Origin of the sequence: Pantoea sp. Acro-807 (assembly GCF_011752675.1) — a bacterium.
In the GTDB taxonomy this organism is placed as follows: Bacteria; Pseudomonadota; Gammaproteobacteria; order Enterobacterales; family Enterobacteriaceae; genus Pantoea; species Pantoea eucrina.
The window spans coordinates 129,371-143,139 of the sequence record NZ_VWXE01000005.1 but is presented as its reverse complement, the minus strand read 5'-3'; the positions used below and the strand labels follow the sequence as shown (position 1 = coordinate 143,139).

Genomic DNA, 13,769 nt, shown 5'->3' with positions numbered 1-13,769 from the left:
TAACCCCCACATTCCGCTGCAAATAAAAAAAGCCGCTCTCGCGGCTTTTTTATTGCTGCTCTGCTATTACGGACACTTGTAAACCTGGCCGGTCATTTTGCTGTCGAGCGGCGCGAACGCAGAAAGCAGATTCTGCGTCGGGCTGGTGGCACCATAAATAACGTTGCCGCCCATTTCAGCCGCCCGGTTGCGCAGATCGTTGGCAGCACCGCGCAGCGCGCTATTTTCGCCGCCCGCCCCGCTCAGCCAGTTGCTCTGTGAGCCGGTGACGTTGCCCAGAAGCTGACATTGACTTGCTGGCTGCTCATCGACAAACGTGACGCGTTCGCCAGCGGCGCTCAGCTGATTTGAGCTGCTGCAACCCGCCAGCAGCATGATGCCCGCTGCCAGTCCGGGCAAGAGGTTAATCCGCATTGTAATCCCCATTTTATTATCATCAGTGTCGGGCGGCAGCGTAGCAGAAAAGCGCACTTTTTTTCTGAACATTCATTGCCCTGAACCCACAAAGCCGAAAGATCGCGTCCCTACTTATACCCTGTTCGCCAGCAAAAGAAAAACCCCCGACCGTTTCCGGTCGGGGGTTTCGCAGATAGCTTACGCTGTCGGGGACAATTACATCATGCCGCCCATACCGCCCATGCCACCCATACCGCCTGCGCCCGCGCCTAAATCAGGTGCGTCGCCTTTAGGCAGATCGGTAACCATGCACTCGGTAGTGATCATCAGACCAGCTACAGAGGCCGCGTACTGCAGCGCAGAACGGGTTACTTTGGTCGGGTCCAGGATACCGAAGTCGATCATGTTGCCGTACTCTTCGGTCTGCGCGTTGTAACCGTAGTTACCGTCGCCCGCTTTCACGTTGTTTGCCACAACGGAAGGCTCTTCACCGGCGTTGGAAACGATCTGACGCAGCGGAGCTTCCATTGCGCGCAGCGCAACTTTGATACCGACGTTCTGATCTTCGTTCTGACCACGCAGATCGGTCAGCTGAGCCGCAACGCGAACCAGCGCGACGCCGCCGCCTGCTACCACGCCTTCTTCTACCGCAGCACGGGTAGCGTGCAGGGCATCTTCAACGCGGGCTTTCTTCTCTTTCATTTCCACTTCAGTAGCGGCACCTACTTTCAGTACGGCTACGCCGCCTGCCAGTTTCGCTACGCGCTCCTGCAGCTTCTCTTTATCGTAATCTGAGGTCGCTTCTTCGATCTGCTGACGGATCTGCGATACGCGGCCAGAGATAGCACCCTGATCGCCCACGCCATCAATGATGGTGGTGGTATCTTTGTTGATCACAACGCGCTTCGCCTGACCCAGATCTTCCAGCGTGGATTTCTCCAGCTCCATACCGATCTCTTCAGAGATCACGGTACCGCCGGTCAGGATAGCGATATCCTGCAGCATCGCTTTACGACGGTCGCCAAAGCCTGGTGCTTTAACCGCAGCCACTTTCACGATACCGCGCATGGTGTTCACCACCAGCGTTGCCAGTGCTTCACCTTCCACATCTTCCGCGATGATCAGCAGTGGTTTGCCCGCTTTCGCAACGGCTTCCAGTACTGGCAGCATTTCACGGATGTTGGAGATTTTTTTGTCAGCCAGCAGAATGAACGGGCTTTCCAGCTCAACTGCGCCGGTTTCTGGCTTGTTGATGAAGTAAGGAGAGAGGTAGCCGCGATCGAACTGCATACCTTCCACTACGTCCAGCTCGTCCTGCAGGCCGGTGCCTTCTTCAACGGTGATAACGCCTTCTTTACCCACTTTTTCCATCGCCTGGGCGATCAGGGTACCAACGCTCTCATCGGAGTTAGCAGAAATCGTACCTACCTGCGCGATTGCACGGGTGTCCTGGCAAGGTACAGACAGCGCTTTCAGCTGCTCAACAGCAGCGATAACAGCTTTATCGATACCGCGCTTCAGATCCATCGGGTTCATGCCGGCCGCAACGGCTTTCAGGCCTTCGTTAACGATAGACTGTGCCAGTACGGTTGCGGTGGTGGTGCCGTCGCCTGCTGCATCGTTTGCTTTAGACGCGACTTCTTTCACCATCTGTGCACCCATGTTCTCGAACTTATCTTCCAGCTCGATTTCACGCGCAACAGAAACACCATCTTTAGTGATGGTCGGTGCACCAAAAGATTTATCCAGAACCACGTTACGGCCTTTCGGGCCCAGGGTAACTTTTACTGCATCTGCCAGTACGTTCACGCCACGCAGCATTTTTACGCGTGCGTCATTACCGAATTTTACGTCTTTAGCTGCCATTTCAAATTTCCCTTGAATTCGTTTCGTTCAGTGAATTACGCGTAAATTACGCTTCGACAATCGCCAGGATGTCGCTTTCAGAGATGATCAGAACTTCTTCGTTGTCGATTTTCTCGGTTTTTGCACCGTAGCCTTCGCTGAAAATCACCAGATCACCTACTTTCACGTCCAGCGGCTTGATCTCGCCGTTGTCCAGGATGCGGCCATTGCCAACAGCCAGAACTTCACCACGGGTTGATTTGCCAGCTGCAGAGCCGGTCAGGACGATACCGCCTGCTGATTTAGCTTCAACTTCTTTACGCTTGACGATAACGCGATCGTGCAACGGACGAATTTTCATTTGGTAGCTCTCCTTTGAGAAGTCCAATCATTCATTTTTGGGTTGAACGCCGGGCTTGAGGGTTCCGGCCTCGTGCAGGAAGAGATAGGGGCAGACAGGAGAGTTTCAAGGGGACAGAAATAAAAAAATTTTTGTTTGTGCTACAAACGCTTAAAAAGAATACAAATAAGGCGGCTTGCGCCGCCTCGCTTACCTCAGCGATCTTTATCGTGACCGATGCGATCCTGATCTTTACGCTCAAATTCACCATCCATTGTTACGCCGCTGTCGGGTCCCTGCCCCGGACCGCGCCAGACGCGCAGATGCGGCATCAGCCTCAGCGTCAGGAGCTTTTGCACTGGCGGCAGCAGCAGCAGCAGGCCGAGAAAATCGGTAAAGAAGCCGGGCAGCAGCAGCAGCACACCGGCGATGATCAGCGAGACGCTTTTAATCATCTCCGCTGCCGGGCTTTCGTTACGCGCAAGCTTCTCCTGCATCAGCATAAAGTTTTTCATGCCCTGATTTTTCACCAGCGACACACCGATACAGGAGGTAAAAATTACCAGCAGCATCGTCAGCAGCACGCCCAGCGCATGTGCCACCTGGATAAACAGCGTGATCTCAATCCACGCCAGGACAAAAAAGAGTAAAAACGGTAACCAGCGCACTGGTGTCTCCTGTGAGTTGGGCCGCCTCGCGACAGGCCAGGCGGCAGAAACAGAGCGATCGTAACGATCATAGGTAGTGAGATGGGCACCCGCGCGGTGGATTTCAACCGCACCGGCCAAATAATTCCTTTTGACATAAAAGTGAGAGATACATCACATATCGTTATTACCACTTGCCGGGCAAATGTCCGTAAAGTGATCTGTGTACGAGCATTTCTGCCGTGACAGAATATGATCGTGCCCGCCAGCCCGAAGATGGATAAAATGTCGGCACTGGTATTCCACGACAATATAATTGCTTCACCTGCGTGTTATTCGCTCTCCATCCATGCCGGATGCGTGGCGGTATCAGAGCAGCAATAATAAGAAGGTAATCATGGCGAACAACATTCGTATCGAAGAAGACCTGTTAGGCATGCGCGAAGTGCCGGCGGATGCTTACTACGGTGTTCATACTCTGCGTGCGATTGAAAATTTCTATATCAGTAGCAGCAAAATCAGCGACATTCCTGAATTTGTCCGCGGCATGGTGATGGTTAAAAAAGCAGCCGCGCTGGCTAACAAAGAGCTGCAGACGATCCCGCGCAACATTGCGAATACCATTATTCAGGCCTGCGATGAGGTGCTGAACAACGGCAAATGTATGGATCAGTTCCCGGTAGATGTTTACCAGGGCGGCGCCGGCACCTCGGTGAACATGAATACCAACGAAGTGCTGGCAAACATCGGCCTGGAGCTGATGGGTCACCAGAAAGGTGAGTATCAGTATCTCAACCCCAACGACCACGTTAACAAATGCCAGTCAACCAATGATGCCTACCCGACCGGCTTCCGGATTGCGGTTTACGCCTCTATTCTCAAGCTGCTGGATGCGATTGCCCAGCTGAGCGAAGGCTTCCAGCGCAAAGCCGTGGAGTTTGAAAACATTCTGAAGATGGGCCGCACCCAGCTGCAGGATGCAGTGCCGATGTCGCTGGGCCAGGAGTTCCACGCGTTTAACGTGCTGCTGAATGAAGAGACCCGCAATATTCTGCGCACCGCCGAGCTGTTGCTGGAAGTGAACCTTGGCGCAACCGCAATCGGTACCCGCCTCAACACGCCGGATGGCTATCAGCAGCTGGCCGTGCAGCGCCTGGCAGAAGTCAGCAATCTGCCGGTGGTGCCGGCGGAAGATCTGATTGAAGCGACGTCCGACTGCGGCGCCTACGTCATGGTGCATTCAGCGCTGAAGCGTCTGGCGGTGAAGCTGTCAAAAATCTGCAACGACCTGCGTCTGCTCTCTTCCGGTCCGCGCGCCGGCCTGAACGAAATCAACCTGCCGGAACTGCAGGCGGGCTCCTCGATCATGCCAGCCAAAGTCAATCCGGTGGTGCCGGAAGTGGTTAATCAGGTCTGTTTTAAGGTTATCGGCAACGATACCACGGTGACCATGGCGTCTGAGGCGGGTCAGCTGCAGCTCAACGTGATGGAACCGGTGATTGGCCAGGCGCTGTTTGAATCCGTCAGCATCCTGACCAACGCCTGCTATAACCTGCTGGAAAAATGCGTTAACGGCATTACGGCGAACAAAGCAGTCTGCGAAGCGTACGTATTCAACTCTATCGGTATTGTCACCTATCTCAACCCCTACATCGGCCATCACAACGGCGATATCGTGGGTAAAGTCTGTGCTGAAACCGGCAAAAGCGTACGTGAAGTGGTGCTGGAACGCGGCCTGCTGACCGAAGCGGAGCTGGATGATATCTTCTCCGTCCAGAACCTGATGCATCCGACCTATAAAGCGAAACGCTATACCGACGAAAACGAACAGTAATCTGTTTCCGATCACGTCGTCCCGGGCACGCCTGTATACAATACGGCGTGCTTTTTTTATATGTGGCGACTACAACATTCAGGGGGCACGTTCTGCAGCCTGAGGAGAGAAACGGATGATAGCAGTGGAACTGGCAGTGGTATTCATGGCGATCTGGCTCGGTGCCCGTCTGGGCGGTATCGGAATCGGCTTTGCCGGCGGTCTGGGAGTGCTGATATTGACGCTGGTGTGCGGCATGAAGCCCGGCGCAATCCCGTTTGATGTGATCGAAATTATTATGGCCGTTATCGCCGCGATTGCTGCCATGCAGGTCGCAGGCGGTATGGATTACCTGGTCGGGCTGGCGGAAAAGCTGCTGCGCCGCCATCCGCGCTACGTGACTTTTCTGGCGCCGCTGGTGACCTATCTGATGACGCTGCTGGCCGGCACCGGCCACACCGCTTTTTCCACGCTGCCGGTTATCGCTGAAGTTGCTAAAGAGCAGGGCGTCAGGCCATCGCGTCCGCTCTCTATCGCGGTGGTGGCCTCCCAGATTGCGATCACCGCCTCTCCGCTCTCTGCGGCAGTGGTATTTTTTGCCTCCATACTGGAACCCCGCGGCGTCAGCTATCTGGCGCTGCTGGGCGTGGCGCTGCCCTCAACGATGGCGGCAATCTTCTGCGCGGCAGTGATCACCAACTTTCTGGGTACAGAGCTGAAGGATGATGCAATCTATCAGGCGCGACTTGCCAGAGGCGACGTGACGCTGCGCGGTGAGAAAGTGTATACCACCCGACCCGGCGCGCGCCGCGCCGTATTGCTGTTTCTGACCGGCATTGTGGCAGTGGTGCTCTATGCCACCGCCATCAGCGACAGCGTGGGCCTGCTCGCCAGCCCGGTGCTGCCGCGTAACGAAGCGATCGTCGTGTTTATGCTCACGGTCGCTACGCTGATCTGTCTGACCTGCCGCGTGGACAGCAGTGAGATCCTCAGTGCCAGCACGTTTAAATCGGGCATGAGCGCCTGCATCTGCGTCATGGGCGTGGCGTGGCTGGGCGATACCTTTGTCAAAGCGCACCTGAGCGAGATCCAGACTCTGGCGGGTGACATGCTGCAGCGCTATCCCTGGATGCTGGCGCTGGTGCTGTTTTTTGCCGCCACCTTGCTTTATTCGCAGGCGGCAACCACCAAAGCATTGATGCCGGCAGCACTGATGCTCGGCGTCTCGCCGCTGGCGGCAGTGGCCTCGTTTGCTGCGGTATCAGCGCTCTTTGTCCTGCCTACCTATCCGACGCTGCTGGCCGCGGTGGAAATGGATGACACCGGTTCGACGCGAATCGGCAAGTTTGTCTTTAACCACTCCTTTATCATTCCGGGCATACTGGCCATCGCCTTTTCCGTGGCGTTTGGCTTTCTGTTTGGCAGTCTGATCCTCTGACGCCGTTACATTATGAAATCCTGTGCCGAAGCGGTCGTGCTATGCTCACCGCTTCTGCACTACCGGAGTTGATTAATCTTTTATGGCTGCACCTCTTTCCCGCCTGCTGACGCTCTGCCTGACGCTGCTGCTTTGCCTGTCGGCTCAGGCCGATCTCTTTGCGCCGAAATCCACCAGCCGCTTTGTGCCGGTCGATCAGGCCTTTCAGTTTGATTTTTCTCAGCGGGGCTCAACGCTGACGCTGAACTGGCAGGTCAGGCCCGGCTACTATCTCTATCGTCAGCAGATGAAGATTACGGCTCAGCATGCGCAGCTGGCCCCGCTGACGCTGCCGACTGGCGAAGCGCATGAGGATGAATTTTATGGCAAAAGCGAGATCTATCGTCAGGCGGTGACGCTGCCGGTGACGCTGCAGCGGGCGGATGCGGGCGCCACGCTGACGGTGACGTATCAGGGCTGCGCCGCGGCCGGATTCTGCTACCCGCCGGAGAGCCGTACCGTTCCGCTGAGCGCCGTCAGCAGCGGCAGCGCGCCGGTTACGGCGCAGCCTGCCGCCACGCCGCTGCCCTTCTCGCCGCTCTGGGCGCTGCTGATCGGTATCGGCGTCGCCTTTACCCCCTGTGTCCTGCCGATGTACCCGCTGATTTCCGGCATTATCCTCGGCGGCGCACGCCGCTACAGCGTCGGCCGGCTGCTGGCGCTGGCGCTGGTCTATGTGCAGGGCATGGCGCTGACCTACACGCTTTTGGGCGTTGTGGTCGCGGCGGCCGGGCTGCGCTTTCAGGCGGCGCTGCAGCATCCATACGTCCTGGCGGGTCTGTCGCTGCTGTTTATTCTGCTGGCGCTGTCGATGTTTGGCCTGTTTTCGCTGCAGCTGCCCGCCAGCCTGCAGACGCGTCTTGCGCACTGGAGCAATCAGCAGCGCGGCGGCTCGCTGCCTGGCGTATTTGTCATGGGCGCGCTGGCCGGGCTTATCTGCTCCCCCTGCACCACGGCGCCGCTCAGCGCGATCCTGCTGTATATCGCACAGAGCGGAAACCTGTGGGCCGGCGCCGGCACGCTGTGGCTCTACGCCGTGGGAATGGGGCTGCCGCTGATCGCCGTGACGCTTTTTGGTCATCGGCTACTGCCCAAAAGCGGCCCGTGGATGCAGACGGTAAAAGAGGCGTTCGGGTTTGTTATCCTGGCGCTGCCGGTATTTCTGCTGGAGCGTATTCTCGGCGACACCTGGGGTTTGCGGCTCTGGAGCCTGCTGGGCGTAGCGTTTTTCAGCTGGGCATTTATTCACAGCATGCACGCGCGCGGCAGGTGGCGCGTTGTGCCGGTAGTGATGTTAGGGGCAGCGCTGATTATGGCGCGGCCGCTGCAGGAGTGGGCGTTTGGCGCTACGGCAAGCCAGAGCGTGGCACACCTGCCCTTTAAGCGCATCAGCAGCAGCGCGGAGCTTGAGCAGGCGCTGCAGCAGGCACCGGGGCGCATCACCATGCTCGATCTCTATGCCGACTGGTGTGTCGCCTGCAAAGAGTTTGAAAAATATACCTTCAGCGATCCGGCAGTCGCCAGCGCGCTTGCTGACGTGCAGCTGCTGCAGGCGGATGTCACCGCAAACAGCGCGCAGGACAATGCCCTGCTGAAGCAGCTGCAGGTGGCGGGATTACCGACCATTCTGTTTTTTGACGCGCAGGGTCGCGAGATCCCCGATTCGCGTATCAGCGGCTTTCTGCGTGCGGCAGCGTTTCGCGCGCATTTGCAGAATCTGCCGCGTTAAACGACACTGGTTCAGCCACTGCCCGCTCATCGACGAGCGGGCCGATATTCCAGAGGAGAGTCATGTGCAACGCGAACAAATTCTGGAGCATGCGCTGAATGTGCTCGAACAACACGGCCTGGCGGCCACCCTGTCGCTGCCACAGCTGGCAGGTGAAACCGGCCTCAGCACTGAACAGCTGACCCGCTACTGGCCCGACTGCGATGCGCTGCTCTATGATGCACTGCGCTATCACGGTCAGCAGATCGACAGCTGGCGGCGTCAGGTACAGCTGGATGAGCGGCTCACTCCGGCGCAAAAGCTGATGGCGCGCTATGACGTGCTGGCAGAGTATGTCAGCAAAGGCCGGTTTCCCGGCTGCCTGTTTATTGCTGCCTGCAGCTTCTATCCGCAGCCTGACCAGCCGGTGCACCAGCTGGCGGAGCAGCAGAAGCGCCACTCATGGCAGTTTACCCATGAGATCCTGGTTGAGCTGGCGCTGGATAATCCCGCGATGGTGGCCGATCAGATGGAGCTGATCCTCGAGGGCTGCCTGAGCAAACTGCTGGTGAAACGCAACGTACAGGATGTGGCGACCGCCCGGCGCCTGGCGGAAGATGTATTCAGCATTGCGCTCTGTCGTCAGAACGGCGCACTCGCCTGAAAACGGGCTGACATGCCTGAAAAGCAGGCAGTCAATCACGGATAGCGCGCTTTTTTGCTAAAACCCGTTGACGATCTGCGGCCATTAAGGTTTAATGCGCCCCGTTGCCCGAATAGCTCAGTCGGTAGAGCAGCGGATTGAAAATCCGCGTGTCCCTGGTTCGATTCCGGGTTCGGGCACCACAATTCAGAAAACCCGGCCTTATGGCCGGGTTTTTGCTTTTCTGCTTTTTACCAGCTGACCCACTCTGCGCCAGCGTCGGCAGATGCCACACAGCGCTCAATCCAGTAAACACCTGTCACGCCGGCATGCACGTCGGGATACCAGAAATCTGCCAGAAACGCTTTATCGCCGCGATCGGTTGCTGCCATCGCCAGGGCAAAACGGCGGTAGAGATTAGACCAGGCTTCAAACAACCCTTCCGGATGTCCGCCACCAATACGGTCATCTTCCCGTGCGCCTGAATGCAGGTAATCCATGCCGCGCTCCAGGATCCGAACTGGCTCCCCCTGGACTTCATAACGCAGCTGGTTGGGTTGCTCGTCCCACCACTCAAGGCTCGCTCTGGCGCCAATAATGCGGATTTTCTGTCCATGCATTGACCCGCAATTCACAGCAGAAACCCAGAGCGTACCCACCGCGCCGTTATCATACTCCATCATGACAAAAGCGTTATCTTCCAGCGGCGCCCGGCTGGTCACAAAGCTTTGCCGGTTGCAGAGCAGCCGTTTAATGGTCAGCTGCGGCATCATGGTTTTCGCCAGAAACAGCGTATGCGTCGCCAGGTCACCCAGCACGTAGCTCGGTCCGACATATGCCGGATTGACGCGCCAGCGGGTACTTTCATTCTGCAGTTCCACTGCCTCGTGGTGAAAACCGTGGGCAAACTGCATATTAACAACCCGGATGTCGCCCAGCGCGCCGCCGGCAATCATCGCGCGCGCCTGATGAATCATCTGATGCCCGGCGTAGCCGTAGGTGACTCCCACAATTTTCTGCTGCTGCTGGCACAAGCGCGCGAGCTCCTGCGCTTCTTCTGAGGTAAAACATAGCGGCTTTTCGCACACCACGTGCAGTCCGGCATTCAGCGCCGCGCAGCAGATAGCAAAATGGGTGTGATTAGGCGTAGCGACAGAGACCGCCTCAATACCATCTTCCCTGCCCGCCTCTGCAGCAAATAGCGTCTGATAGTCAGGGTAGCAGCGATCGGGTGCCACGCCCAGCGCCAGCCCGAATGCCTGCCCCCGCGCCGCATCGCTGTCAAATGCACCGGCCAGCAGCGTGAAGTTACCGTCGCGCTGTGCTGCCGAGCGGTGGATATAGCCAATCTGGCTGGTAGCGCCGCCGCCAATCATGCCCCAGCGCAGTGAACGCCCGATAACCGGAATGCCATTGATCATATTATTCCCCTTAAAAACCTGTTGATTTCAGATAGCGCAGGCTGGCGGTGACATCCTGCAGGCTGGTCGCGGCGTGACGCGGATCGCGCTCCTGCTCAATCGTGATCCACCCCTGGTAATCCCACTTTGCGAGCAGCGTATGAATTGCCGGATAATCGATTGCTCCCTGCCCCAGCGGGCACATAACGCCTGCTGCACAGGCGCTGAAAAAGTCGAGGCCGCGAGTGGTGACATCGCGCCATACCGGTTCACTGACATCTTTAAAGTGCAGATAGTCAATGCGCTCCCGGTAAGCGTGCAATGTAGCTACCGGATCCATACCGGAGTAGTAAAGATGTCCGGTATCGAGACACAATCCTGCCGTCTCATAGGGAAGATCCTGTGCCAGCTGTGCCAGCTCGTCGGCAAATTCAATGCAGCCGCCTGCATGCGGATGAATCACCGCGCGTACGCCATACTCCTGCCAGGAGATCTGACTAAGCGTAGTGATATGCTGCATAAGACGCTGCCAGGCTGCGGGCGGCAAACGTGGCGCCCTGTCGGGCTGACCGGCATAGCGCGCACGCTGCGCATTACCAAAGTCGATAATCACCAGATAGGGTGCGGGATAGCGCGAGCCGGGCGTTGCCGCGGCAACGGGAACCTGTATCAGGGTGCGGCAAATGTTGTGCGTCAGGGCAACCATGGCAGGAAAGTTTTCTTCGCTGACCAGGTCATCAAACAGCGTCCCCGCGACCAGTGAAATCTGGTGCGCAGTAAGCTGCTCGCGCAACACCACAGGATCGACAGGCAGATAGCCCCACGGTCCCAGCTCAATTGCCGGATAGCCAGCCTGCACAGCCTCCTTCAGAACGGTTTGCCACGGAGGAAGAAAAGGATTGTTAGAATCGTCAACGCCCCAGCTGCAGGGCGCGTTAGCAATATGGATCATCATGATTGCTCCTGGCGCAGAAAGAGAGCACCAGTATCAGATTAAAACTTCATCATCAGCAATCGCATAACTTTCAAATATTGATAGTGATCAAATTATTTATCATCATTTTAATGATAGTTTTTTATCAAAAACTGCATTATGCACTTCAAAGGTTTTCCCGGGTGACAATGTCAAAAGGCAACGTGACGCGGGAAAAGTGGCGATCGCCTGCAATATTGCACTGCTGCAGAGTCTGCGTTATGCGCACTGCCATCTCATCCAGATCGTGCCGTAGCATTACGGTGATCTCTCCAGAAATCAGCGCCAGCTCTCCCTGCTCGACCGGACCGTGGCAAATCAGCGCGACTTTTCGTTTGGGCTGTTCACGCAGCGCCTGAATAACGCCTTCGATCCCGCCACAGGGTGCATAAATCAGAGCTAAATCGCGCTGCTGTGCCAGCAGCGTGCTGGCAGCCTGATAACCACCGGCGCGGGTCTCCTGCGTCTGCAGCGGTTCCGGCACCTGCAGCGCGCTCTGCTGCTCACGCAAATAGGAGCGAAAACTAATTTCACAGCTTTCCTGACAGGTAAAACGGTGATCTCCGGTTAGCACCGCGGCGGTACCTCTGGCCTGCAGCAGGTGCGTTGCCAGCCAGCCAGCCGTACGCCCGGCTTTCTGATTATCCAGCCCAAAATAGCCGGCATGGCCGCAGGGAGAGAAATCGGAGAATAGCGCGTAGATGCGTATACCACGCAACGAAAGTTGTTCAATGGCGTGCCGAATCAGCGGATGATCCAGCGCCACCAGCGCAATCACATCCACCTGCTCAGCCAGCGTATATAGCGAGGCCACGACCGAGGTCACATCGTGGATATCGTGCGTATAAAACAGGGGTTCACTGCCGGGCGGATGCAGCGGCAGCGCATGCTGACGCAGCGCATCCTGTAAGGTCTGATAAAAAGAGTAGCCTGCCGGCAGCAGAATAAATCCCATGCGCAGCGTTGCGCTGGCTGACACTACGCCAGTGGCGTCTTCACAGATCAGACGATAGCCCAGTCGCTGCGCGGCGTTGCGCACCCGCAGTGCTGTTGCCGGACGTACCGGCGCGCGATTATTCAGTACCCGATCCACGGTTGCTACACCCACACCGGCAGCTGCAGCGACAGCCTGTAAAGTGACTTTGCTCATTCCGTTTGTCTCATTGATAAAAAGCTATCAAAATAATGAATATAATCGGATAAAAAATCGATGAAAAATTATCTTATTCTTGCGCTATCTCGCAAAATTCCTCGATAAAATTTAATACCATAAAAGTCGTACAGTTTCTGTACCGGGTAATATCCGGTTGATTGAAATCCATCAGCAAACGTATAGATCGCCACATACCGGTTCCCTATAGTGATTTCACTCTGCATATCAAGAGCGCGCGACAGGGCGCGCAGGAGAAGCGACAGCATGAAAATTGCTTTTGACGTGGACGTTATCCGGGATCTCGGCATTACCCGGATGGTGCATCAGGTGGCGGAATGGGGCTATAAATATATTGAGCAATCACCCCATCCGCAGATCAATCCCTTTTATAAACACCCCAAAGCCAGCCGCGAAATCCTGCGTGAATATAAAAATGCGCTGAACGCCACCGGCACCGAAATCTCTTCCTTCATCACGGTTTATCGCTGGTCGGGACCCGACGAGCTGCGGCGTCAGGCGGCGGTAAAAAACTGGAAGCGCATGATTGAGATTGCGGTTGAGATGGGCGTGCAGGTTATCAATACCGAACTCTCCGGCAACCCTAATGAGCCAGAAATCTGCGAAGAGATGTTCTACCGCTCTATGGAGGAGCTGCTGCCGATCGTTGAGCGGGAAGGGATCCGCATTGAAATCCAGGCACACCCGTGGGATTTCTGCGAAGAGAACAATGAAACAGCGGATATCGTGAAGTCGTTTCGCAGCGATAACGTGAAGTATATCTATAGTGCGCCCCACACCTTCTATTATGACAAAGGCAAAGGGGATGTGAAAAACATGCTGCACTACGCTGGCGACGATCTGTCGCATATGCTGATCGCCGATACCATGAACCACACCAAACACTGCCGCTACATTGTGAATCCGCCCGGCGTGGACGCAACCATCCATCAGCACGTCGCGGTGGGAGAAGGCGAAGTCAACTTTGATGCGCTGTTTGAAGCGCTGCGCGAGATGGATTTTGCCCGGCGCAGCTTCAAAGTCGGCGGTGAGTCGATTATCTCAGCGGCGCTGTTCGGCTATCCGGAGAAGATGCGCTATCAGGCGGTAGAGACGCGCGAACTGATTGAGCGCGAACTGCTGAACCTCTGATTGCCGCATCGGGTAGTATTCTCCCCCTGAGCCCTGCAGGGGGAAACGCACCGCTTACATCGCGCCAGGCATCACCGCGCCCTTCTGCAGCGGCACTATTATCATCGCCATATCAACAGCAAAGCTGCGGATCTCCTCCTTTAGCTCACACTTCAGAATGCCCTGTCTTGTCAAAATATCCCGTTCTGGCAGGCTGTCAGAACGCAGTTTTTTGATGGAATTCAC

13 protein-coding genes and 1 tRNA gene are annotated in these 13,769 nt (G+C 56.4%); 6 read left to right on the top strand and 8 right to left on the bottom strand.

What is annotated here, in order from left to right; all coding sequences use genetic code 11:
* Window positions 1–66: 66 nt before the first annotated feature.
* The 4 genes from F3J39_RS13375 to F3J39_RS13360 all read right to left on the bottom strand — a co-directional run bounded on the left by F3J39_RS13375 (window position 67) and on the right by F3J39_RS13360 (window position 3,249).
* Window positions 67–414, bottom strand: coding sequence for a DUF4156 domain-containing protein (locus F3J39_RS13375; protein WP_039385686.1), 348 nt, complete (start codon window positions 412–414; stop codon window positions 67–69).
* A 198-nt stretch (window positions 415–612) separates the two neighbouring features.
* The gene (groL, locus tag F3J39_RS13370; RefSeq protein ID WP_104085595.1) at window positions 613–2,262 is read right to left on the bottom strand and encodes a chaperonin GroEL; all 1,650 of its coding nucleotides are present in this window, start codon (window positions 2,260–2,262) and stop codon (window positions 613–615) included.
* A 46-nt stretch (window positions 2,263–2,308) separates the two neighbouring features.
* Window positions 2,309–2,602 (bottom strand): co-chaperone GroES, encoded by a 294-nt coding sequence (locus F3J39_RS13365; protein WP_039382130.1) that lies wholly within the window; start codon window positions 2,600–2,602, stop codon window positions 2,309–2,311.
* Window positions 2,603–2,796: 194 nt separating this feature from the next.
* A complete protein-coding gene (locus F3J39_RS13360) occupies window positions 2,797–3,249 on the bottom strand; it encodes an FxsA family protein (RefSeq protein WP_039382127.1) in 453 nt (150 codons plus the stop codon).
* 376 nt (window positions 3,250–3,625) lie between these two features.
* On the opposite strand from F3J39_RS13360, the gene aspA reads away from it, so the two are divergent.
* The 5 genes from aspA to F3J39_RS13335 all read left to right on the top strand — a co-directional run bounded on the left by aspA (window position 3,626) and on the right by F3J39_RS13335 (window position 9,072).
* Complete coding sequence (gene aspA / locus F3J39_RS13355) at window positions 3,626–5,062, top strand: aspartate ammonia-lyase (protein ID WP_039382126.1); 1,437 nt, start codon at window positions 3,626–3,628, stop codon at window positions 5,060–5,062.
* A gap of 115 nt (window positions 5,063–5,177) precedes the next feature.
* Window positions 5,178–6,479, top strand: a complete 1,302-nt coding sequence (locus tag F3J39_RS13350) for an anaerobic C4-dicarboxylate transporter (protein WP_071669144.1) — start codon at window positions 5,178–5,180, stop codon at window positions 6,477–6,479.
* A gap of 82 nt (window positions 6,480–6,561) precedes the next feature.
* Window positions 6,562–8,247, top strand: a complete 1,686-nt coding sequence (locus F3J39_RS13345) for a protein-disulfide reductase DsbD (protein ID WP_166714305.1) — start codon at window positions 6,562–6,564, stop codon at window positions 8,245–8,247.
* Between the two features lie 64 nt (window positions 8,248–8,311).
* On the top strand, window positions 8,312–8,890 hold the full coding sequence (locus F3J39_RS13340) for a transcriptional regulator (RefSeq protein WP_094110665.1): 579 nt from the start codon (window positions 8,312–8,314) through the stop codon (window positions 8,888–8,890).
* A gap of 106 nt (window positions 8,891–8,996) precedes the next feature.
* Window positions 8,997–9,072, top strand: a tRNA-Phe gene (locus F3J39_RS13335).
* 48 nt (window positions 9,073–9,120) lie between these two features.
* Here the strand turns inward: F3J39_RS13335 and F3J39_RS13330 are convergent.
* The 3 genes from F3J39_RS13330 to F3J39_RS13320 all read right to left on the bottom strand — a co-directional run bounded on the left by F3J39_RS13330 (window position 9,121) and on the right by F3J39_RS13320 (window position 12,392).
* Window positions 9,121–10,290 carry a Gfo/Idh/MocA family oxidoreductase gene (locus F3J39_RS13330; RefSeq protein WP_166714304.1) on the bottom strand — a complete coding sequence of 390 codons (1,170 nt, stop codon included), beginning with the start codon at window positions 10,288–10,290 and terminating at the stop codon, window positions 9,121–9,123.
* A gap of 10 nt (window positions 10,291–10,300) precedes the next feature.
* Entirely contained in the window at window positions 10,301–11,224 is a 924-nt protein-coding gene (locus F3J39_RS13325) for a TIM barrel protein (protein ID WP_104085600.1), read from the bottom strand.
* A 145-nt stretch (window positions 11,225–11,369) separates the two neighbouring features.
* Complete coding sequence (locus F3J39_RS13320) at window positions 11,370–12,392, bottom strand: LacI family DNA-binding transcriptional regulator (RefSeq protein WP_166714303.1); 1,023 nt, start codon at window positions 12,390–12,392, stop codon at window positions 11,370–11,372.
* Between the two features lie 267 nt (window positions 12,393–12,659).
* Between F3J39_RS13320 and F3J39_RS13315 the strand changes: the two genes are divergently transcribed.
* Window positions 12,660–13,544, top strand: coding sequence for a sugar phosphate isomerase/epimerase (locus F3J39_RS13315; RefSeq protein ID WP_039382117.1), 885 nt, complete (start codon window positions 12,660–12,662; stop codon window positions 13,542–13,544).
* Window positions 13,545–13,598: 54 nt separating this feature from the next.
* On the opposite strand, the gene F3J39_RS13310 is transcribed toward F3J39_RS13315, so the two are convergent.
* Complete coding sequence (locus tag F3J39_RS13310) at window positions 13,599–13,769, bottom strand: hypothetical protein (protein ID WP_158249869.1); 171 nt, start codon at window positions 13,767–13,769, stop codon at window positions 13,599–13,601.

Coding starts and splice junctions, on each gene's coding strand:
- F3J39_RS13350 (WP_071669144.1), top strand. CDS start 5,178: ATGATAGCAGTGGAACTGGCAGTGGTATTCATGGCGATCTGGCTCGGT.
- groL (WP_104085595.1), bottom strand. CDS start 2,262: ATGGCAGCTAAAGACGTAAAATTCGGTAATGACGCACGCGTAAAAATG.
- F3J39_RS13345 (WP_166714305.1), top strand. CDS start 6,562: ATGGCTGCACCTCTTTCCCGCCTGCTGACGCTCTGCCTGACGCTGCTG.
- F3J39_RS13330 (WP_166714304.1), bottom strand. CDS start 10,290: ATGATCAATGGCATTCCGGTTATCGGGCGTTCACTGCGCTGGGGCATG.
- F3J39_RS13325 (WP_104085600.1), bottom strand. CDS start 11,224: ATGATGATCCATATTGCTAACGCGCCCTGCAGCTGGGGCGTTGACGAT.
- aspA (WP_039382126.1), top strand. CDS start 3,626: ATGGCGAACAACATTCGTATCGAAGAAGACCTGTTAGGCATGCGCGAA.
- F3J39_RS13320 (WP_166714303.1), bottom strand. CDS start 12,392: ATGAGCAAAGTCACTTTACAGGCTGTCGCTGCAGCTGCCGGTGTGGGT.
- F3J39_RS13375 (WP_039385686.1), bottom strand. CDS start 414: ATGCGGATTAACCTCTTGCCCGGACTGGCAGCGGGCATCATGCTGCTG.
- F3J39_RS13315 (WP_039382117.1), top strand. CDS start 12,660: ATGAAAATTGCTTTTGACGTGGACGTTATCCGGGATCTCGGCATTACC.
- F3J39_RS13365 (WP_039382130.1), bottom strand. CDS start 2,602: ATGAAAATTCGTCCGTTGCACGATCGCGTTATCGTCAAGCGTAAAGAA.